At 58.7% G+C, this 22,013-nt stretch carries 17 protein-coding genes; 11 read left to right on the top strand and 6 right to left on the bottom strand.

What is annotated here, in order from left to right; all coding sequences use genetic code 11:
* The first annotated feature begins 167 nt into the window (after positions 1 to 167).
* From arnB to PLU01S_RS06405, 9 genes are all read left to right on the top strand, one after another.
* Positions 168 to 1,316: a UDP-4-amino-4-deoxy-L-arabinose aminotransferase gene (gene arnB, locus PLU01S_RS06445; protein WP_074822759.1), complete on the top strand. Its 1,149-nt coding sequence runs from the start codon at positions 168 to 170 to the stop codon at positions 1,314 to 1,316.
* A complete protein-coding gene (arnC, locus tag PLU01S_RS06440; protein ID WP_074822763.1) occupies positions 1,313 to 2,314 on the top strand; it encodes an undecaprenyl-phosphate 4-deoxy-4-formamido-L-arabinose transferase in 1,002 nt (333 codons plus the stop codon). Before arnB ends, arnC begins: the two co-directional genes overlap by 4 nt.
* Before the next feature lie 6 nt (positions 2,315 to 2,320).
* Positions 2,321 to 4,312, top strand: a complete 1,992-nt coding sequence (arnA, locus tag PLU01S_RS06435; RefSeq protein ID WP_074822766.1) for a bifunctional UDP-4-amino-4-deoxy-L-arabinose formyltransferase/UDP-glucuronic acid oxidase ArnA — start codon at positions 2,321 to 2,323, stop codon at positions 4,310 to 4,312.
* A gap of 2 nt (positions 4,313 to 4,314) precedes the next feature.
* Positions 4,315 to 5,196 (top strand): 4-deoxy-4-formamido-L-arabinose-phosphoundecaprenol deformylase, encoded by an 882-nt coding sequence (arnD, locus tag PLU01S_RS06430; protein WP_074823455.1) that lies wholly within the window; start codon positions 4,315 to 4,317, stop codon positions 5,194 to 5,196.
* Positions 5,193 to 5,537, top strand: coding sequence for a 4-amino-4-deoxy-L-arabinose-phosphoundecaprenol flippase subunit ArnE (arnE, locus tag PLU01S_RS06425; protein WP_074822769.1), 345 nt, complete (start codon positions 5,193 to 5,195; stop codon positions 5,535 to 5,537). Before arnD ends, arnE begins: the two co-directional genes overlap by 4 nt.
* On the top strand, positions 5,534 to 5,947 hold the full coding sequence (arnF, locus tag PLU01S_RS06420) for a 4-amino-4-deoxy-L-arabinose-phosphoundecaprenol flippase subunit ArnF (RefSeq protein WP_074822776.1): 414 nt from the start codon (positions 5,534 to 5,536) through the stop codon (positions 5,945 to 5,947). Before arnE ends, arnF begins: the two co-directional genes overlap by 4 nt.
* Complete coding sequence (locus PLU01S_RS06415) at positions 5,948 to 7,336, top strand: UDP-glucose dehydrogenase family protein (RefSeq protein ID WP_074822779.1); 1,389 nt, start codon at positions 5,948 to 5,950, stop codon at positions 7,334 to 7,336.
* Positions 7,333 to 9,021: an ArnT family glycosyltransferase gene (locus PLU01S_RS06410; protein ID WP_169715104.1), complete on the top strand. Its 1,689-nt coding sequence runs from the start codon at positions 7,333 to 7,335 to the stop codon at positions 9,019 to 9,021. The genes PLU01S_RS06415 and PLU01S_RS06410 overlap by 4 nt, the downstream gene beginning before the upstream one ends.
* A 174-nt stretch (positions 9,022 to 9,195) precedes the next feature.
* Entirely contained in the window at positions 9,196 to 10,182 is a 987-nt protein-coding gene (locus tag PLU01S_RS06405; protein ID WP_074822782.1) for a zinc-binding dehydrogenase, read from the top strand.
* A 48-nt stretch (positions 10,183 to 10,230) separates the two neighbouring features.
* Here the strand turns inward: PLU01S_RS06405 and PLU01S_RS06400 are convergent, their stop codons facing one another.
* From PLU01S_RS06400 to ptsP, 3 genes are read right to left on the bottom strand one after another with little or no spacing between them, the layout of a single operon-like run.
* Positions 10,231 to 11,985, bottom strand: coding sequence for a PTS fructose-like transporter subunit IIB (locus tag PLU01S_RS06400; protein WP_074822785.1), 1,755 nt, complete (start codon positions 11,983 to 11,985; stop codon positions 10,231 to 10,233).
* 13 nt (positions 11,986 to 11,998) lie between these two features.
* Entirely contained in the window at positions 11,999 to 12,940 is a 942-nt protein-coding gene (pfkB, locus tag PLU01S_RS06395) for a 1-phosphofructokinase (RefSeq protein WP_010797216.1), read from the bottom strand.
* Positions 12,937 to 15,819, bottom strand: a complete 2,883-nt coding sequence (gene ptsP, locus PLU01S_RS06390; protein ID WP_074822788.1) for a phosphoenolpyruvate--protein phosphotransferase — start codon at positions 15,817 to 15,819, stop codon at positions 12,937 to 12,939. The genes pfkB and ptsP overlap by 4 nt, the downstream gene beginning before the upstream one ends.
* A 336-nt stretch (positions 15,820 to 16,155) precedes the next feature.
* On the opposite strand from ptsP, the gene cra reads away from it, so the two are divergent.
* Positions 16,156 to 17,151, top strand: a complete 996-nt coding sequence (cra, locus tag PLU01S_RS06385) for a catabolite repressor/activator (RefSeq protein ID WP_019366296.1) — start codon at positions 16,156 to 16,158, stop codon at positions 17,149 to 17,151.
* A 12-nt stretch (positions 17,152 to 17,163) separates the two neighbouring features.
* Positions 17,164 to 17,952: a TatD family hydrolase gene (locus PLU01S_RS06380; protein ID WP_074822792.1), complete on the top strand. Its 789-nt coding sequence runs from the start codon at positions 17,164 to 17,166 to the stop codon at positions 17,950 to 17,952.
* 4 nt (positions 17,953 to 17,956) lie between these two features.
* Here the strand turns inward: PLU01S_RS06380 and ampE are convergent, their stop codons facing one another.
* The 3 genes from ampE to PLU01S_RS06365 all read right to left on the bottom strand — a co-directional run bounded on the left by ampE (position 17,957) and on the right by PLU01S_RS06365 (position 21,620).
* Positions 17,957 to 18,790, bottom strand: a complete 834-nt coding sequence (gene ampE, locus PLU01S_RS06375) for a regulatory signaling modulator protein AmpE (protein WP_074822795.1) — start codon at positions 18,788 to 18,790, stop codon at positions 17,957 to 17,959.
* The gene (gene ampD / locus PLU01S_RS06370) at positions 18,787 to 19,347 is read right to left on the bottom strand and encodes a 1,6-anhydro-N-acetylmuramyl-L-alanine amidase AmpD (RefSeq protein ID WP_074822798.1); all 561 of its coding nucleotides are present in this window, start codon (positions 19,345 to 19,347) and stop codon (positions 18,787 to 18,789) included. The genes ampE and ampD overlap by 4 nt, the downstream gene beginning before the upstream one ends.
* A gap of 101 nt (positions 19,348 to 19,448) precedes the next feature.
* Complete coding sequence (locus PLU01S_RS06365) at positions 19,449 to 21,620, bottom strand: DUF1631 domain-containing protein (protein WP_074822801.1); 2,172 nt, start codon at positions 21,618 to 21,620, stop codon at positions 19,449 to 19,451.
* Positions 21,621 to 22,013 lie beyond the last annotated feature (393 nt).

Here is a 22,013-nt window from a genome sequence, read left to right as displayed (position 1 = left end):
CGGTGGGTTTAAGCATTTCACAAGCCCTGTCATCCGTGGTCTCCATCATTTCTCCATATAACCTGCAAAGCCACGCAAGCTTGTCATCCCAAAATTTGGCGGTTTCTACCTGAGCGCGATGTATGTGCATGGCGCAGGTAGTGTCATGACCGTTACGGGATACAGACATGTCAACTACCTTTCTTCCTTTCTCACGTCCAAGCATAGGCGATGAGGAAATTGCGGCCGTCAATGCCGTGCTCCGCTCCGGCTGGATCACCACCGGCCCTCAAAATCAGGAGTTGGAGCAGCGCTTCTGCGAGTATCTGGGCTGCCACCATGCCGTCGCACTCTCTTCGGCAACGGCAGGTATGCACTTGGCATTGATAGCCCTGGGTATTGGTCCAGGGGATGAGGTCATCACGCCCTCCCAGACCTGGGTATCTACCGCAAACCTGATCTGCCTGCTGGGCGCAACTCCTGTGTTCGTAGACATCGATCGCGATACCTTGATGACCGATGCAGCGCGTATCGAAGCCTCCATCACGCCCCGAACGAAAGCGATCATTCCGGTTCATTACGCCGGTGCAGCCTTTGACCTGGATCCGCTCTACGCACTGGCCGAGCGCCATGGCATTCCCGTCATTGAAGACGCTGCCCACGCAATAGGTACACGCTACCGGGGCCGCCTGATTGGCGCTCGGAACACCGCCATCTTCTCCTTTCATGCCATCAAGAATCTGACATGTGCAGAAGGCGGACTTTTTGTAACGGATGACGAAGCATTGGCTAACCGCATCCGCACATTGAAGTTTCACGGCTTGGGCGTCGATGCCTATGACCGCATGACCCATGGCCGAAAACCCCAGGCTCAGGTTATCGAGCCGGGCTTCAAGTACAACCTGACCGATATCAACGCAGCCATTGCACTCGTCCAGCTGGATCGCATCGATGAGATTAACGCCAAGCGCAAACAGCTGGCCGAAATGTACCTGGAGCGGCTGAACGGCCTTCCCATTCAGCCGCTGAGCCTTCCGAGCTACCCTCAGGACCACGCCTGGCATCTTTTCATTGTGCGCGTCGATCCGGCGCAATGTGGTCTGGGTCGCGATGCCTTCATGCAAGCCTTGCAGGCAAACCATATCGGCACCGGTATTCATTTCATAGGAACGCACCTGCAGCGTTATTACCGGGACCGCTTTCCAGAGGTCAGCCTGCCAAACACCGAGTGGAATTCAGCTCGACTGTGCTCGATACCGCTATTTCCTGACATGACCGCCGAGGAGCTCGAGCGTGTCGTCACTGCCATTCGCTCCACACTGGAGGCAGCCTTGTGAAGCCTTATCCGATCAATCGCGTGTCCGTGGTCATTCCGGTCTTCAATGAAGAAGCCAGCCTGCCCGAACTCCTGCTGAGAACCGATGCCGCCTGCCAGAAACTGGGCCGCGATTATGAAATCGTATTGATTGATGACGGCAGCCGTGACAGCTCGGCCAGCATTATCCAGGCAGCTGCCGAAGCCGAAGACAGTCATGTGGTAGCGGTCATCCTCAACCGCAACTACGGCCAGCACGCCGCCATCATGGCGGGCTTCGAGCAGTGTATTGGCGACCTGGTCATTACCCTTGATGCCGACCTGCAAAACCCGCCGGAGGAAATTCCGCGTCTCGTCGAGCAAGCCGCTCTGGGGTTCGATGTGGTCGGTACTGTACGCGAAAATCGTCAGGACTCCGCCTTCCGCCGCCTGCCATCCAAGCTGATCAACCTTGCTGTGCAACGTTCTACGGGCGTAGCCATGAGCGATTATGGCTGCATGCTGCGGGCGTATCGCCACAGCATCATCGAGGCCATGCTGGCCTGCCATGAGCGCAGCACGTTTATTCCCATCCTGGCTAACAGCTTCGCCCGCCATACCACTGAAATCCATGTGGGACATGCCGAGCGCGAATACGGTGAGTCGAAATACACCCCCATGCGCCTGATCAACCTCATGTTTGATCTCGTGACCTGCATGACCACAACGCCATTGCGGCTGCTGAGCATCGTGGGTGGCGCCATGGCATTGGCCGGTATCTGCTTCGGGATGCTGCTTCTGGTGCTACGCCTGCTGCTGGGAGCCGACTGGGCTGCCGACGGCGTGTTTGTCCTTTTCGCCATCCTGTTCATCTTTACCGGCGCCCAGTTCGTCGGCATGGGGCTACTGGGTGAATACCTGGGCCGCATGTACCACGACGTCCGTGCCCGCCCTCGCTACTTCGTTGAGCAGGTTGTCCGGGGTGAAGCCTCCTGCTCCCCTGCGCCAGCCTCGCTCGATTCCATTCCTTCTGCAAGCTGATTACCCATGACCAAGACTGTTGTATTTGCCTATCACGATATTGGATGCGCCGGAGTCGAAGCGCTGATCGCGGCCCAGTATGAAATCGCGGCCGTGTTTACCCATGCCGATGATCCGAACGAAAACCGCTTCTTTGCTTCCGTAGCCCAACTGTGTGCTCGCCACGGTATTCCGGTGCATGCCCCGGAAGATGTTAACCACCCGCTCTGGATCGAACGCATCCGTCAGCTTGAGCCGGAATTCATTTTCTCTTTCTACTACCGTCACCTGCTGAGCGAGGACATTCTCGCTACGGCCAGAAAAGGCGCCTATAACCTGCATGGCTCCCTGCTGCCTCGTTATAGGGGTCGTGCGCCTGCGAACTGGGTATTGGTCAATGGCGAGACCGAAACCGGCGTCACTCTGCACCGCATGGAGCGTCGTCCCGATGCCGGCCCGATCGTCAGTCAGTCCAGGGTAGCGATTGCCCAGGACGATACGGCGCATACTCTGCATGCCAAGCTGCGAGAAGCTTCACGCCAGCTCCTGGGCGAAACCCTGCCCCGTCTGGCTCGTGGCAATCTGGAGGAGACCCCTCAGGATGACAGCAAGGCCTCCTATTTTGGCCGTCGCACGCCTGCCGATGGAGAACTGGACTGGACTCGTCCGGCCAGTGAACTCTATAACCTCGTCCGCGCCGTTACCCAGCCCTACCCCGGCGCCTTCAGCTTTGTAGGCGACCGAAAGCTTATCGTCTGGCAAGCCCAGGCCGTAGACACCCGTCACGACCAGAAACCTGGCGCCGTCGTAAGTCTTGATCCACTGCGTATCGCCTGCGGTGACGGCGTACTGGAAATTCAGGCCGGCCAACAAGGTGATGCAGGCCTCTACCTGTCTGGTCCGCAGCTCGCGCGGGAGATGGGACTGGTCGAAGGGCTTCGTCTGCGCCGCAGCGATGCCTTCAAGGCCAAGCGTCGCACACGTGTGCTGATCCTTGGCGTGAATGGCTTCATTGGTAATCACCTGTCTGAACGCCTGCTGCGGGACGGCAACTATGAAGTCTACGGTCTGGACATTGGCTCCGACGCTATCGACCGTTTGAAGGGCGATCCTAACTTCCACTTTGTGGAAGGCGACATCAGTATCCATACCGAATGGATCGAGTACCACATCAAGAAGTGCGACGTGATCCTGCCACTCGTGGCCATCGCTACGCCGATCGAATACACCCGTAACCCGCTGCGTGTATTCGAGCTGGACTTTGAGGAAAACCTCAAGATCGTCCGCTACTGCGTGAAGTACAACAAGCGCGTCATCTTCCCGTCCACATCCGAAGTCTATGGCATGTGCGACGACCCGGAGTTCGACGAAGACCAGTCTCGCCTGATCGTTGGCCCGATCAACAAGCAGCGCTGGATCTACTCCGTTTCCAAGCAGCTGTTGGACCGCGTGATCTGGGCCCACGGCAAGCAGGATGGCCTCAGATTCACCCTGTTCCGTCCCTTCAACTGGATGGGTCCGCGTCTGGATCGCCTGGACTCTGCTCGAATCGGCAGCTCCCGCGCCATCACCCAGCTGATCCTGAATCTGGTGGAAGGCACACCCATCAAGCTGGTGGACGGCGGTGCCCAAAAGCGCTGCTTTACCGACGTGGATGATGGCATCGAAGCCCTGTTCCGTATTATCGAAAACAAGGGTGGTCGCAGTGACCAGCAGATCATCAACATTGGTAACCCAGACAACGAAGCTAGCATTCGCGAACTAGCCGAAACCCTTCTGGCCCAATTTGAGGCACACCCGCTACGGCACAACTTCCCGCCGTTTGCAGGCTTCCGCGAAGTTGAGAGCCGGTCGTTTTATGGCGAAGGCTATCAGGACGTCTCCCATCGCAAGCCCAGCATTGCCAATGCCCGCAAGCTCCTGGATTGGCAGCCCACCATCGAGATGAGCGAAACCATCGGCAAGACGCTGGACTTTTTCCTGCGTGAAGCATTGAACAGCCAGGTGGACGAGGCGTAATGATCGAGGTGGGATTGCGGATCGACGTGGATACCTTTCGCGGCACACGTGAGGGTATTCCACGTCTGCTTGAGCTGTTGGATGAAGCTCAGGTCAAGGCGACGTTCTTCTTTTCGGTCGGGCCGGACAACATGGGGCGCCATCTCTGGCGCCTCATCCGGCCGCAGTTCCTTTGGAAGATGCTGCGCTCCAATGCAGCCAGTCTGTATGGCTGGGACATTCTCCTGGCGGGCACGGCATGGCCAGGCAAGCCCATCGGCCAGCACCTGGGTCATCTGATGCGACAGACTCAGGCGGCAGGCCATGAGGTGGGCCTGCATGCCTGGGACCACCATGGCTGGCAGGCTAACGCTGGGCGCTGCAGCATGGACCAGCTGACCCGGCAGATCCGTTATGGCGTAGACACGCTCAGTGACATCCTGGGCCAACCCGTAACCTGCTCCGCCGCTGCCGGCTGGCGGGTGGATGAGCGGGTTATCGAAGCCAAAGAGGCCTTTGGTTTTCGTTACAACAGCGATTGTCGAGGCCGCTCGTTATTTCGTCCTGAGCTCGCCAATGGTGTTGCCGGAACGCCGCAGATTCCGGTCACCCTGCCGACGTACGACGAAGCGATTGGCCCAGACCTGTCGGCAGCAGGCTTTAACAGCTACCTGATGCAACACATCATGCCGACCGACCTGAATATCTATACCGCCCATGCGGAAGTAGAAGGGATTGCCCTGGCTGACCAGTTTCAGCGCCTGCTGGCACTGGCAAAACGGCTGAATGTTCAGTTCAAGCCGCTTGGGGAATGCCTGCCTTCTGACCCCTCCCGCCTTCCCCTTGGTACGGTTACCCGGGGCGCTCTGGCAGGCCGCGAAGGCTGGCTGGGCGTGCAGGCATGACCTTCGCCCTGGTGTTGGTGGTCAGCCTGCTGAGCGGCCTTGGGCAGGTCGCTCAGAAAGTCGCCGTGGAACGCTGGCGCGGGCGGTCCGTCAGCCTGTGGCGCAAGCTGACCTCACCCTGGCTGATGTTTGGACTGGCCAGCCTGGGTACTGGCCTGCTGCTCTGGCTGTTGGTTCTGCAGCAGCTCGAAGTCGGCATGGCCTACCCCATGCTCAGCCTGAACTTTGTCTGGATCACTCTGGCGGCACATCGGCTTTTCCACGAGCACATCGATGGCCGTCACTGGCTGGGTATCGTCCTCATCATGGTGGGCATTGTGCTGCTGAGTACACAACGATGAATCAGCATCGCGGACTTCTGCTGGCGCTGGCCAGCGTATGCCTGGTGAGTCTCGCCCAGCTCTCGATGCGCGGCAGCATGGCGGCTCTTCCTTCACTGACAGAGGCCATGGCCTCTCCCGAGCTGCTCAGACAGCACGTCGGGGCGCTGGCCGGACTGCTTGCCGGTATCGCCTGCTACGGACTTTCGATGCTCTGTTGGGTTGCTGCCCTGTCGGTATTGCCGTTGGGACGGGCCTACGCGCTGCTCAGCCTCAGCTACCCCCTCGTTTATATCGCCGCCGTGGTGGTTTTCGGTGAATCCATCACCTGGCTCAAATCGGTCGGTATCGCCCTCGTCATGCTGGGCGTATTCGCTATTCATTCAAGACGCCCGGATGACTCGCGTCCGCTGGCGCAAGAGGAGTTGTAAGTGAAAATCAGTGTGTTCGGTATTGGCTATGTAGGCCTCGTTCAGGCCGCCGTACTGGCTGAAGTCGGTCATGATGTTCTGTGCATGGACATTGACCGACACAAAATCGAGCTGCTTGAGCAGGGCGTGGTCAGTTTGTACGAACCTGGCCTGGAAGGGCTCGTTCGGGAAAACATGGAAGCGGGCCGCCTGCGCTTTACCCATGATGCCGCCCGCGCGGTCCAGCATGGCCGTGTACAGTTCATCGCCGTCGGCACCCCGCCCCTAGAGGACGGCTCGGCCGACCTTGCAGGCGTCTTTGCCGTCGCCCAGACCATTGCCTGTCACCGTACGCAGCCTGTGGTGATCGTGGAAAAATCCACAGTACCCGTAGGCACTGGCGATCGCCTCACGGCACTGATCCAGAGCACACTGGACGAGATGGGCAAGACACTGGACTTCGATGTGGTATCCAACCCCGAGTTTCTCAAGGAAGGCGCTGCTGTAACCGATTGCCGTCGCCCGGACCGTATTGTCATCGGTACCGAACGGGAAGACAGCCGCGACGTCATGCGGGAGCTCTATGCCCCCTTCAACCGCAACCATGATCGTATCCTGTTCATGGACCGCCGCAGTTCCGAACTGACCAAATATGCGGCTAACGGCATGCTGGCGACTAAAATCAGCTTTATCAACCAGATCGCCGAACTGGCCGAGCATTTGGGAGCAGACATCGAGTCGGTTCGCAGAGGCATCGGAGCAGATCCACGCATCGGTTATCACTTCATCTATCCTGGCTGCGGCTACGGTGGCTCGTGCTTCCCCAAGGACCTGAAGGCTCTGATCCACACCGCCGAGCAGGAGAACTGCCAGACCAGCCTTCTTCGTGCTGTCGAGGAAGTTAACGAACAGCAGAAAAACAAGCTGTTCAACCTGATCCACGATCATTTCAAAGGAAACCTGGAAGGCAGAACCTTTGCCATCTGGGGTTTGGCATTCAAACCCAATACGGACGATATGCGGGACGCACCCAGTCGCATTCTGCTGGAAGCCCTGTGGGCGCATGGCGCGCAGGTGCGCGCGTTCGATCCTGAGGCCATGCAGGAAGCGCAGAGACTGTACGGGCACGATGAGCGTCTATTGCTGATGGGCACACCTGAGGCTGCGCTGAACGGTGCGGACGCCCTGGTCATCTGCACCGAATGGCAAATGTTCAAGGCGCCCGATTTCGACCTTATCCAGGACAAGCTCAGGGAGCCACTGATTTTTGATGGCCGTAACCTGTACGACCCTGCACGCCTGGAGCGTCGTGGCATTCAGTATTACGCCATCGGCCGCGGCCAATCTGTTCGCCGCGCCAGCTTGACCGCTACCTATTCGAATACGGCCGGTCAACGGGAGGCTTCATGAGTCAGGGAGCCTCCCGCCCACTCTCGCCCAAGACGAAATTTTTCATCTGGTGCGGGCTGCTGTTGGCCTTTTACCTGGTGACAGGCCTGATCGGTCGTGGACTCTGGAAAGCAGACGAACCCTACTCGTTTGGCATGACTTGGAATTTTCTGACCAGCAGCGACTGGATCGTACCCCGGGTAGGCGCAGATCCCTTCATGGAAAAGCCGCCCCTGATGTATTGGACAGGGGCGATCACAGCCTACCTTTTCCTTCCCTGGCTCTCGCCTCCCGACGGCTCACGCATGGCCGTTCTGGGATGGATGCTGCTTACACTCTGGACGTTGTATCGCCTGACCGAGCGCCTTAGTCCCGGCAGAGGACTGGTCGCCTGCCTGCTGCTGTTGGGAACGATGGGCATGGTTCAGCATGCCCATCTATTGATTGCCGATATACCGCAATTGACAGGCGCCATGCTCGCACTGGCAGGGCTTGTAGGCTTTTCCCTGGAGCCAACACGCTACCGCCGCGACGGACTGCTCTTCGGAACAGGTTTTGGCATTGCCCTGATGAGCAAAGGTCTGCTGATACCGGGTGTGCTGGGCGTTACTGTTTGCGCTGCCGTCCTGCTTCAGCCGCGCCGCTACCTCACGCGCTCCGGCTTTGCCTGGTTGGGCTGGGCGCTCCTCGCCTCATCACCCTGGCTGCTTATCTGGCCGGCCCTGCTATGGAAGACCGATGAAACACTATTTCTGGAGTGGTTCTGGGTCAATAATTTCGGCCGCTTCTTTGGCCTTTCCCAACGCAATAGCATCAGTGGTGGGGCGGGCAGCAACCTCAAAGAACTACTGGGTCTGTCCTTTCCCGTAGGATGGGTGCTATTAGGCGCCTTCGTAGCCGGACTCTGGCGCAGCCTGCGCCAACAGCGCCTCAAGGCTGACTGGATCGCGCTGCGTGAGGACTCGGGCCGCTTTATGGTCTGGCTTTACGTTGCAGTTTTTCTGTTCGTTATCATGACCTCGGCGGTCTTTCGCAGTGTTTACGTGCTTCCGCTGTTTCCGGCACTTGCCCTCCTGGTAGCCGGCTTGCCACTGCCCGAGCGCTTCAACCGCGCCGGCCGTCTGTTTGCGATCATACTGTTCAGCGTAATGGGCGGATACCTGTGGTTTGGCTGGTGGGCCATCCAGAGTGGCCATACGAGCCTGATCGTCTCCGGCCTTCGCCGGCTGGTTCCAGTAGAAATCAAACTGTCACCCAGCCCTGCCTGGTTTGTTGCAGCGCTGCTACTGACCGGCCTGTGGTTGATCACTATCGCCTGGCGCAAGCGCCTGGAGGCTGCACACGTCTGGTTTGCCGGCATTACGCTGTTCTGGGGACTGGCCAATACACTTTGGCTTCCCTGGGTGGACCTAGGGCGCAGCTATGCACGACCGTTCGAGGCACTCGAGCAATCGCTTCCGGCACAATTCGATTGTCTGAACACAGTCAACATGGGTGAATCCGAACGCTCGATGCTGCATTACTACACAGGCATAAAGCCGGTCATGGTCGCCACGCCGGAGCAGGCTCAATGTGAGATTCAGATGCTGCTCGACCAGCAGCATCACCCGATCAAGGTAGACGAGGCGCATTGGCAGTTGATATGGCAGGGCCGGCGTGAAGGGGATCGCCAGGAGCGTCTCCGAGCGTTCATGAAAGCCCCATAAACCGCCGTAGTCAGGACTGGTTACTGACGACGATACGAGGTAGCCAGTCCCTGCACCACTACTAATTTCCTGATTCGCAACCACTGCTCCTACTCATGTTCTTTCTGCCGGGCTTTTAGGTGTCGTCACGGATCCCCATAAAGTAAGAAACATGCCCTTCAACAGGAGACCTCTATGCTGGATGTGCACGCCTGGACCTGGCGCCATGGTAACGAGCCTACGGATCTGGTACTGGAAACCCATGCCATTAGCGAGGAGCTAGCGCCTAATGAAATCCTGATCGCCAACAAGGTCATCGGCATCAACCCAGTCGACTGGAAATTCATTGCGCAGGCCGAAAAGGTCTGGAAGCCGGGCCATATTCCAGGCGTGGACGGCATGGGCGTCGTAATCGCGGCCGGTCGCGACGTGCACCTGCGTATCGGAACGCGGGTCGCCTATCACCAGAACCTCTACCACGCCGGCAGCTATGCCACGCATATCAAGATCGCCGCCCACATGGTGATGCCGGTGCCGGACGGCCTTAGTGACACTGCTGCCGCCGCCTTCCCCTGCCCTACCCTGACCGCCTGGCAGTCGGTCATGAAGGTACCGGATGCAACCAACAAGGATGTACTCGTGACCGGCGCCGGGGGCTCGGTCGGATCGCTGGTGGCACAACTGGCGTTGCAAAAAGGCTGGCGCGTCTGGGTAACCGCAGGGGAGCAGCACCGCGAAAAGCTGCTGTCACGTGGCGTGACCGAGGTCGTGGATTACCACCAGGAAAACTGGCGGGATCTGTTACTCGAAAAGCTGCAAGGTCGTAAATTCTACGCCGCCTTTGACACAATCTCCGGCCAGCACGCCGCCTCGCTGGCTGGTCTTCTGGGCCTTAATGGCCATCTGGTCTGCATTCAGGACCGGATTGAGCAGCCGCCCTTGCCTGCCTTCACAACGGCGATCTCTTACCATGAGGAAGCCCTCGCCTCGATCCACCAGCATGGCACCGTCCTGGACTGGATGGAGCTGACCACCGCAGGAGCCGAGCTGATGGATCAGATCAAGAACAATCGATTGGCCATACCTACTCTTGAGGTTGTTCCCTTCGAACAGCTGCCCAACGCGTTAAAGGATCTGAAAGCTGCCGTGCGGACACGCAAATATGTCGTCCAGGTGGACTGATCCGGCATCGCCAACGCATTAAAAAGGGCTCCTGAGAGCCCTTTTTTATCATGCCGCAGGTACCAGCTCTTCCTGTACCTCCCCCCGCTTGATCACAGCGTACACCACACCGGTCAAGATACTGCCCGCCGCAATGGCCGCCAGGTATAGCCAGGCGTGATTGATGGCGTTGGGAATCAGGAGTACGAAAAGACCGCCATGGGGCGCCATCAGCTTGCAGTTGAACAGCATGACGAGCGCACCGGTCAATGCGCCGCCCGCGATGCTCGCGGGGATCACACGCAGCGGATCTTTCGCTGCAAAGGGAATTGCCCCTTCGGAAATGAAGCACAACCCCAGGACAAAGGCGGCCTTGCCCGCTTCACGCTCGCTCTGGGCAAACTTGCGGCGCGCCAGAACAGTGGCAAGTCCCATACCGATCGCAGGCACCATACCGGCCGCCATCGTAGCCGCCATCGGACCATAGGTCTTGGATGCCAATAACCCTACGGTAAAGGCATACGCCGCCTTGTTGATCGGCCCACCCAGATCCACACACATCATGGCACCTAGAATGACACCCAGCAGAACGGCATTAGACGTCCCCATGTTTTCCAGAAAGCCTGTTAACGCGGTCAATGCCTGGGCAACCGGCGTTCCCACAACATAGATCATCACAAGGCCGGTAATCAGGCTCGCCAATAGCGGAATGATCAGAATAGGCTTGAGGGCCTCCACGCTGGCCGGCAGCTTCACCCAGCGAGCAATCGCCTTCGCCACATAACCGGCCAGAAAGCCCGCCACGATACCGCCGATAAAGCCCGCGCCCAGATTACTGGCCAGCAATCCGCCGATCATTCCCGGCGCAAGGCCCGGCCGGTCGGCAATGGAGTATGCAATGTAACCGGCCAGCACCGGCACCATGAGCTTGAACGCAGCTTCGCCACCGATCTGCATCAATGCAGCCGCCAGCGTGCCCTGCTCCTTGAACGCCTCGATCCCAAAGACAAACGACAGGGCAATCAACAGGCCTCCGGCGACTACCATAGGCAGCATGTAGGACACGCCCGTCAGCAGGTGCTTGTAGACTCCGGTCTTTTCCTTTTTCGCACCGGCTTTGGCTTGTCCGGAAGACGAAGCAGCCGCCGCGCCTCCCAGGATCTCACCCTCAGCTAATGCACGCTTGAGCGTAGCTTCAGGCTGCTTGAGGGCAACACCAGTGCCGCAGCGAAACACCTTCTTGCCCGCGAAGCGATCCGTATTGACCTCAATGTCAGTTGCCAGCAGAACCGCATCGGCCTCCGCGATCGCCTCGGCACTGAGAGGGTTGCGTGCGCCCACTGACCCCTGGGTTTCCAGATCCAGCTTATAGCCCAGCTTCTTGGCGGTCTGAATCAATGCCTCAGCTGCCATAAACGTATGTGCAACGCCGGTTGGGCAGGCCGTGATCGCCACCAGACGGGGCTGCTTGGCGGGTGCAGCGGCTGCGCTGACAGCTTCAGGCTCGGCGCTGGCTTCGTACACCTTGGCCTCACGCTCGGCACGCTGCAAAAAAGCATCGACGTCCCGCAGGGCTTCCGCCGGTGTTGCACGGTAAACGCGCTTGCCCGCGAAGCGGCGAAGATCTACCGCACCGGTATGCACAACGACAATCAATTCAGAACGAGCGATCTGATCATCCGTCAGCAGCGTGGCTTCAGGGCCGTCGTGGATTTCAACACTGGTCTGCCAGCCACGGCGCTGTGCGGCAGCATCCAGCAATCGTGCACTGAGCACACTGGTAACCATGCCCGTCGGGCAGGTCGTAACGATTGCGATATTCATGAGTTATCCCTGCTTATTGTTCTGTCATGACGTGAACACTGACGCCGTTCGCCAACTCTGCCAAACGGGCAGGATCATCAATGCCAAAGCCGATTTGAGTGACGGCCATGGCAGCAATGGCTGTGGCATTGCGTAACGCGTCCTGCGGCTCAAGTCCGGTGAGCAAACCGTGCGCCATACCGGCCAGAAGCGAGTCGCCGGCCCCTACGGTGCTGGCCACCTGCACCCTGGGCGGAACGGCCTGCAGTACGCGACCTGGCGCAAACCACCGAACACCCTCGCTGCCCTGAGAGATCACTATGTGCTCAACACCCTGAGCGGCCAGCTGAGCGGCCAGCGTAGCCTGCTGCTCGGCAGTATCGGCAGGTGCCGAACAGGCGTCGGACAGCTCCTCGGTATTAGGCTTGACCAGCCACGGCCCAGCCTTGAGCCCGGCACGCAGCGCGGCGCCACTGGTATCCAGTGCCACCCGCAAGCCTAGGGCTTTCAGCCGTTGAACCAGCTCGGCAAGCCAGTCGGCACCGATGCCGCGTGGCAGACTGCCGGCCACAACGGCCAGATCGTGTCCCGGTGCTACGTCGTCCAGGGTGCGCAGCAACTGAGCCTGAGCAGTCTCGGTAACATGCGGCCCCGGCCCGTTGATGTCCGTGATGCGGCCTGAGGTTTCGGCCAGCTTGATGTTACTGCGGGTCTCGCCCTCTACCCGCACAAAGGCATCCTTGAAACCACGCTCGGCAAACAAGGCTTCGAATGGCTTGGCATTATCAGCGCCCAGAAAGCCGGTTACGGTCAGCGAATGCCCCAGGTCTGCCAGGACCTGAGCCACATTCAGTCCCTTGCCTGCCGCATGCATGACAACCGCTTCACTACGGTTTACTTCTCCCGGATGCAGCTCGGGCAGTCGCACAGTCAGATCCAGCGCGGGATTCAAGGTAACGGTCAAAACACGGCTCATTGCATGGCCTCCACGCTGGCGCGCACTTCATCTGCTGTCGCCAGCGCCAGTGCTCGCTGGGCACAGGCTTGCGCAGCTACGAAATTCAGTTCACGCACCCGTGCCTTGACCAGCGGAATGCTGCGCGCTGAAACGCTGAGTTCATCCACACCCAGCCCCATCAAAAGCGGAACCGCCAGCGGATCGGCGGCCAACTCTCCGCATACGCCTACCCACTTGCCATATGCATGGGCGGCCTGGACCGTCATATCGATCAGGCGCAGCACGCTGGGATGCAAGCCATCAGCCTCGCCGGACAATAAAGGATGACCACGGTCGATCGCCAAGGCGTATTGGGTCAGGTCATTCGTTCCGACGCTGAAGAAATCCACTTCCTGCGCTAGCACCGGTGCCAACAGGGCTGCCGAAGGTACTTCGATCATGATGCCTACCTGCAAATTGACCGCCGGAATCTCCTGCCGCAGACGATTGAGGATATCTCGCGCCTGACGCCACTCCTCAACCCGTCCCACCATCGGAAACATGATTCTAAGCGGACGCCCCTCGGCCGCACGAAGCAAGGCGCGCAGCTGGGTTTCCAGCACCTCCGGGCAACGTAGGGTCAGGCGTATACCGCGAATGCCCAGGAACGGGTTCTCTTCGGCCGGAATTGGCATATAAGGCAACGGCTTGTCACCTCCCACATCCAGCGTACGTACCACCAGCGGTCGTCCATCCAACGCATCCAGTACGCGTCGGTAATCCTTCTCCTGCGCCTGCTCGTCAGGTGCCGAATCATGGCTCATGAATACCAGCTCGGTACGCAGCAAGCCAACTGCCTCTGCGCCCTGTTCGACTACCGCCGGGGCATCCGCCGTGTTGCCCAGGTTCGCAGCCACCTCAATGCGGTGCCCGTCGCGGGTGACCGCAGGCTCAAACCGCTTGGCTTCGGCCTCCTGTCGACGATGCTCCCGCACCTCGCGCTCTATACGAACCTGCTCGATGCGTGCGGCATCCGGCCCGATCTCGACAAGGCCATGATCGCCATCCAGCAGTAGAATGGTCTGAGGTACAAGGTTCAGTACACGCGGGCCAGCGCCTACAATCGCAGGAATACCCAAGGCGCGGGAAACAATGGCGCTGTGAGAGCTGGCACCCCCACGTGCCGTCAGGATACCGGCGACCCTGTCACGGTCCAGACGCGCCACATCACCAGGCCCGACCTCATCCATGACCAGCACATAGGGCTCGCTTGGTTCACTGGCGGAGCCAACCCCACACAGATGCCCCAGAACACGGCGGCCTACATCACGCAGATCAGCCGCACGTTCGGCCAGGAGCGCATCCTTCAATGACTCCTGCTGAGCGGCCGCCTCCTCGATCTGTGCATTCCAGGCCGCTGCGGCGCTGGCATTGCGCTTGAGGCGCGCCTGTACGCCCTCACGCAGATCCGGATCATCAAGCATCTCCAGATGGGTCAGAAAGATGTCGCGAATAGCGCCCGCCTCGCTACGGCTGATCAGGGCATCGATTTCCGTTCTGACTGCCGCCAGTGCCGCTTCGAGGCGCTCGGTTTCAGCGGCAGCCCCCTCACCCTCGGCAGGAAAGTCAAAATGCTGCTGAGCCACAACATAGGCTGGCCCAACGGCTAGGCCCGGTGCCGCAGCAATGGCCTTGAAGGTGTCGCCTGAGGCTAGCGGCGCAGTGTCCTCTGCTCGCGCCAGAATATTGGTTTCAACCGGCACGGCCGCGTGCGTCGGTTGAGTATTGGCGCTAATGGGCTCAACCTCTTCACCCAACCCGGCCTCGACCGCCGCGACAAGATCCCCCAGCAGCGCTTCGGCATCGGTTCCCGGCTCAGCCAGAAACTCCAGCACCTGACCACGGCGCGCACCCAATGCCAGCAGGCGAGACAAGCTCTTGGCCGAAACGGCCGTTCCGCCATCCACCCTGACCCGAACCTCACCGGTTGAAGCCTTCGCCACACGCGCCAGCCCCTTGGCCGGACGCGCATGCAAGCCATGGGCATTAGCCAGCACCACACTCGCACTGGGCCAGTCCGGTGCTACCTCACCGCCCAGCGCTTCGAGCACCGCCCGGCTGGAGGTTGCCTGGCTAAGCTCCTGGGCACGGCCAGCGATCAGCAAGTCACACAGGCGCTCCAGCAAATCACGGTGAGCCTCACCAAGGCTGGCCAGACAGAACAAGCCCTTGACTGGCTGCCCCTCCAACGCCACCGGCGCTGCGGGTGTCACAAACGCAAGACCAGGACGGCTTACAGCATGGTCGCTGTGCAGCCACCAGAGCCCTTCTCCTAGTGGCAGAGGGACGCCCGTTTGTAGCGCACCGGCAAATCCCGCCTCAACGCATTGTGTCTTCTTCAGAAGACGTGCCCCTTCCCACGCTAAGTCTTCAAGATCATCAGCCTCCACGTGCAGACGCACCAGCTGGTCATCCAGCTCAAGCTCTTGCGGGGCGCCATGCAGCAATTGAACAATCGCCTCGGCGCTTTCGGCACGGCGAATCGCCTCGTCCAGCGACTTTTCACCCAGTGCACGCGTCAATAACTGGAGAATTCGAAGGTGTTCATCAGATTTGGCGGCAATTGCAATGGCCAGATAAGCGGTCTGCCCTTCCCCCCAACTTACACCATCGGGGAATTGCATGATTCGTACGCCCGTTGTAAACACATGGTCACGGGTCTGAGGAGTACCATGGGGAATGGCAATACCCTGTCCAAGGTAGGTAGAACCCTGGGCTTCGCGAGCACGCAATCCATCGATATAGCCGGGAGCCACAAGCCCATCCGCGACAAGGGCCTCACCCAGTAGGGCAAGCGCGCTATCCTTGTCAGCGGCCTGTTGTCCCATGCGAATATGCTGCGCATCGAGTTCGAACATTCAAATCCTCCATGGCACTACGAGCGACCGAAGAGCACCGTGCCTTTCTTGTAATGATTGTTTTAGCCTAATCGCATGTTGAATCATCGACATCGGGCGATACAGACATAACAGCGATAAGACACTATTGTGCTGAAACGTTTCACCAAAACAGAGTGGCACGTTACTCGATAATCGTTGATCCTTGAAGCACTACACACAATAAAGGCCAGCCCATTGCGTTAGATACCGGACCGTCTGTTTTCGAAAATGGATTATCGTCAATGAAAGGCAAGGTATTGCGGTCATATAAGCAAGAAAGGCGTTCCAGACCGCACGGCCACAAGAGGAATCGTTTTGAAGCTCAGTGATATAGCTCGACTGGCAGGCGTCTCCGTGACCACGGCCAGCTACGTCATCAACGGAAAAGCCGACCAGCGGCGCATCAGTCCAGCCACCGTCACGCGCGTACAGCAAGTGGTCGAACAATACGGCTACCAGCCGGACCAGCGCGCTGCCGGCTTACGTCGCGGCCAGACCCTGACGCTTGGGTTCATCCTGCCTGACCTGGAAAACCCCAGCTATGCACGGCTGGCCAAGCAGCTGGAAATCAGAGCCCGGCTGCGGGGCTATCAACTGCTCATTGCCTGTACCGACGATGAGCCCGATACCGAACGGCAATTGCTCTCGCTGTTTCGCGCACGCCGCTGCGATGGTCTTATCACCGCCAGCTGTCTGGCCGATGACGATACGCCCTATCGCCGCCTGCAGGCAGAAGGATTGCCTGTGGTAGCCGTTGACCGTCAGCTTGACCCCAGCCAATTCTGCTCTGTCGTCAGTGACGACCGGACCGCCAGCTCCCTTCTGACGAAGACCCTGCTGGATACGCCGCCTCGAGAAATCGCCCTGATCGCGGCCCGTCCGGACCTCGTCATCAGCCGTGAGCGCGCCGCGGGTTTCGAATCGGCCTTACAGGACTTCAACGGCAAGAAGCTGATTCGCTATGGCGAGCAGTTCAGCCGTACCTGCGGACGCGACCTGATGCTGGACCTGATGAGCGAGCTGGGCCATATGCCTGATGCGATCATTACGACGGCATACGTGCTGCTGGAAGGCGTTTTCGATGTTTTCCAACAGCAGGCTGAAGGCTGGCCTTCCCATCTGCGTCTCGCCACCTTTGGTGACGCCCAGCTGCTCGACTTCGTTCCCATCAAGGTCAACGGACTCTATCAGCAGCACGAACTCATTGCAGAGCAGGCCCTGAACCTCATGCTGGATGCCATCGAATCCCACCATTACGAGCCCGGTGTTCATGCCATCCCCCGGCAGCTCAAGACTCGTCACAAGGACTAGCTGGCCCCTACCATGTTGATCGATACCCATAACCACCTGGACTTTCCCGGCTTCGATGATGATCGGGAGGCACTCCTGCACCAGTGCGCATCGCTAGGCGTACGGCGTCAGGTGCTGATTGGTGTCGAAGAATCCCTATGGTCGCAGTTATGGTCTACCGCGCTGGCCCATGGGCCGCTCTACGCGGCCCTGGCCCTGCATCCCTGCTATCTGGACGTGCACAAGGAGAGCGACATCGACACGCTCAGGGCATGGCTGGATCAATGGGCTGGTCATCCCAAGCTTTGCGCACTGGGTGAATTCGGACTGGATTACTATATCGAGCAGCCCGACAAGGCACGCCAACAGACGCTTTTCGAATCACACCTCGAACTGGCTATCGAATACGAACTGCCGAGCCTGCTGCACGTCAGAAAAGCCCATGCCGATGTCATCGCCACGCTAAAACGCTACAAGCCGCCCAGAGCGGGCGTTGTCCACGCTTTTGCGGGCAGCTACGAAGAAGCACGGGAGTACTTGAAACTAGGATTCAAGCTGGGCTTGGGCGGCGCGCCGACATGGCCGCAAGCCAATCGACTAAGAAAGGTCGTGCCGCGGCTGCCGCTGGACGGCATCGTTCTGGAAACCGACGCCCCTGACATGGCCCCTGCCATGTACCCAGGCATTCGCAACAGCCCTACCCACTTGCCTGACATTTGCGCGGCACTCGCCGAGCTGTTCGGCGTGACCTCCGAAGCACTTGCCCAGGCCAGTACAACCAATGCGTGTGCCGTCTTTGGGTGGGACCCTGACACGCTTTAGAAGACTAGCGTCCCACTACCGTCCAGAGCGCTAACAAGACGTACCAGAGCACAGCAGCCCTGACGAGCAACTGCCACAACGTATCAAGACTGTGAACACCCGCCTCGGCATCCAGAGCCACAGGCAAATCAGCCGCAGCGCGACCGGCATCAGCCAGTAGCTTGGGAGTGGGAATATCCCAGTTCAACCACTCGGATAACGTTGCGCGGCTGGCGCAAAGAAAATCACCGACTAGCGCAAAGCTGGCAGTGAGTAAGCGTGCCGGCAGCCAATCAAAGGCATGGCACAGCTGTTCTGCATGGGCGCGCAAGGCAGGGCTACGCGCATGGGCAGCCGTCAGCGCAACCAGCCGGTAAGCCAACGCCATGAGCGGTCCCAGCACAACGTACCAGAAAATCACGGCAAAGAAGCCCTCGTGGCCTCGCCATAGCAGCTGCTCTTGCACACGCGCCAAGAGCCCATCCGGCGTTTCCGCTTGAAGACCCAGATCCTGCTCTGCACGCAAGGCTGCGGCCTCCAGATCACCCCGCCGCCAGGAATCCCTGAAACCTGCCAATGCCTGCCTGGGGTCATGTCGGCCCAGGCTATACAACAGCACGAGCACATGTACGGGCAACAGCAGCCAGCCATAGGCAACCGGCTTTAATACTGCCAGCACCAGAGCCAATATCAGCAGGGGCACACCTACCACAACGATCAGCGAGATTGAGCTATGACGCCCCACATGCAGCTCCACCTCAGCCAACAGCGCGCGCCACCAGCCATCACGTTGCAGCCGCAACCGCCAGCGGGTTGTCCATACCACGCCCAATACAAGCAATAAGCTCAGAAAGGTCATTTACCCTCCCCTGTCAAAGATGCCCGATACCGGTCCCAATCAAAGGCAGGCCCAGGATCGGTCTTGCGGTCTGGTGCAATATCACTATGCCCGCAAATACGGTCAGGTGTTATGGCTGGGTAATGCCGAAGCACATCGCGCGTCAGTTGCTCAAGCACATGGTATTGCACCTGCGTATAAGGCTCGGTATCGGTACCTTCCAGCTCAATTCCTATCGAAAAATCATTACAACCATCCCTGCCCGCAAAACAGGATACGCCAGCGTGCCAGGCACGATCATCACAGGACACAAACTGCGTCACAGCGCCTGTACGTTCAATCAGAAAATGGGCTGATACCCTTAACGAGGCTATTTCCTGAAAAAAGGGATGTTCACTGCAGTCCAGCGTGTTTTGAAAGAAAGGCTGGACCTTTCCCATCCCAAACTGGCCGGGCGGCAAACTGATGTTGTGGATAACCAGCAGCGAGACCCGCTCTCCCACGGGACGCTCATTGTAGTTGGGTGACGGGCAACGCTGGGCGTGAACCCACCATCCCGCCTGAAAATCTGGGGACATAAGAACTCCTGTGAGCACTTAATGTAAAGCAGAGCGGCAGAAGGGCCAAGAACACCGATCCGAGTGGCCCCATGATCGGTGTTTAGATAAGCGGAAGGGGATCAGGTGCGTTTGAGCGTGCGGAGATTTCCGATAACGGATTCCAGCGCCCGATCAAACAACAGGGCATCGTCCAGAATACGCAGCTTTCCATGACTCAAGTCGACAGCCAGACTTTCACGTGACTTTTCCATCACCTTCATGCCTGCGCGATTTACAAAAATATAACGGCCGGCAGACTTGATAACCGCCGCCAGCTTGCAGCGGACCTTGTGATCATCGGCCTCGGTCAGCTCAATCCAGCTACCCACATGGATAGCATCGATCGTTCTGAGCGATTCCTCATCCGGCTTGAACTCTGTCTCGGCAGGCTTGGCCTGAACCGGCTGAAGCACGATCTCATCAGCCACCTCAACCATCGCTGCTAGTGGCTCATGGGCTACCGCCGCCGCACCGTGCTCGACGCGCTTAGCCTGCTGGAATGTCTGCACATGCAGGGCTTCAAGCTGGGTGAAAAACTCACTGGTAGAGAATGGATCGAAGGCCGCGCTGGCAAGCCCTTCACGCAAGGCCTTGAGCAGCCCCGGCACCATACCCAGCAACTTCTGCCGCGAGCCGGCATCTTCATGCGGCTCAACACTCCAGATCAGATCATCCATCGTCTGCAGCGCGGCGAGCCATTCGGCAGAGCCATAGCCCTGCTTGAGACACGTCAACAGGAGCACCTGACTCCACGCTTCGCGAATGACCCGAACCACTACTTCCGGCAGCGTACGCCCAACCAACCGCTCATTCAGCGCGGCTTCTACCTGCTGGCGAGCCTGCTCAGCCCGCGCACGCCCCTCTTCCGCATCCCGTGTGCGCTGCTCAAGCAACTCACTCCGGCGACGCTCATCACTCATATAGGCCAGGAAGTCATTCAACAGCTCGCTGAAGATATCCGGGTCATCCACAAAGTCACTGAGCAGCCGCTGAACGATCTGCTCGATCTTTAGATAAAGCCCATCGCGCTGTAGCTCATTCTGCTCTTCCCAACCGAGCGAAGCCGCCGCAATCTCATTCAAGAGCTTACGGGCCGGATGATTGGGTCGGCTGAAAAAGGCCTTATCCAGCACCGCCACCTTGAGCATGGGAATCTGCAGACGGGCAATCAGCGCTTTCAGGGAATCAGGCAGTGTCAGGTCATCAAGGATGAACTCAAACAGCATGGACACCAGATTGATAACATCATCATCAACCTGCCCCACTACCCGCTTTCGACCGCTACGCGCACTGATACGCCCCAGCGCGTCATCCAGCATCCCGCGCAGGTCGTAACTGTTCTCGACATGCGAAGGCACATGCTGCTGCAAGTGGGACAACAGCCGCATCAGGTCGTAACTGGTAATAGGATGAAGCTCAGCCGTGCCTGCTGGCTCACCGCCAGACATACCCATTGAGCCGCCGCCACTGCGACGCACCTGCGCAAGCAGCCCCTGCAGCGCGCTGAATACTTCCTGATCCTGTTCGCTGTCCGGTGTGGTGGATGCCGTGCGGCCGGTATTACGCGGCGGCGCCAGCTTGAGATGAGGGAGAATCCCCGCATCGATCAGCTGCTGATTCGCCTCGGCATACACGCGGTCCAAACCGTTCAGCACAAAACGCTCGAACAGCTTGAGAATGATCAGCTTGACCTTGATCTCAACACCCAAACCACGACACGCATCCAAAAACGCTTCGCACAAGGGGCGAGGCGCCAACGGGTTGGAGTTTTCGTCCAGCGTTCGGCTTAACTGGGTGTTGAAACGAATACTTAGATGGCCCAGGGCCAGCGCATTACGGGTGACAGCTTTGGTCACCATTGTATCGAGCGCGACAGACTCTTCGAGCTGATCATTCTGGACCAGGCTCAGATCCTCGAACGAAATGGCGTCGAGCTGCGCAGTATTTTTTGCCGTGTCTGCCTGATTCAGTCCTGCGAAACGCTCAAAGTAGCGCTGCAAAAAATTACGCTCGATCGTCTTGCGCTTCAGACGCAAGTCACGCATCGCTTCGAAGAACAGATTCTGCTCGTTGTTGCTAGTGGCGCGGTCAGCCATCTCGAACAGCGCATCGTCCGCGTTATCGAACAATTGCTGGAGCGCTGCATTAAGCCGCTGGGCAGCTTTGTCGCGTACCGGAACGAGGGCAGCAGGAATCCGCAACGCCGCATCACTGAGCGTTTTGAAATGAACCACATTAGCGTCGTTCTGCATTGCCCGCCTCCTGCAGCGTACCGTTATGACCAGCCTGCCTGCATACCACGTTACGAGCCTTGAACAACGTTGATCCCATAGCGTTGATAAGTGAACGTTGCGTTGATCATCATTACAGAGTAGCTGTACCAGCTAACCGAGATCACCGCATAGGTATGACCTTGATCATGTTTATGGTTGAGCTACGGCGACTCCCATCTCTAGTGAGGGAATCTGAACAGCGTTCATCCATAAAGTTGCCTTTACCCCCTAATCGTACCCTGAGAAGCGTGAGCTAACCATCAAGATTTCGACCAATCGCCAGCCAAACGCTGATTCATCCAGAGGCGTCACAGAACAGATCAGTAGCGCACCTTGCAGCCCTCATCGCTTACTAACCAGCAAATCATGGCT

Origin of the sequence: Pseudomonas luteola NBRC 103146 (assembly GCF_002091675.1) — a bacterium.
In the GTDB taxonomy this organism is placed as follows: Bacteria; Pseudomonadota; Gammaproteobacteria; order Pseudomonadales; family Pseudomonadaceae; genus Chryseomonas; species Chryseomonas luteola.
The sequence above is the reverse complement of the archived record's forward strand: the minus strand, read 5'-3'. Positions and strand labels throughout refer to the sequence as shown.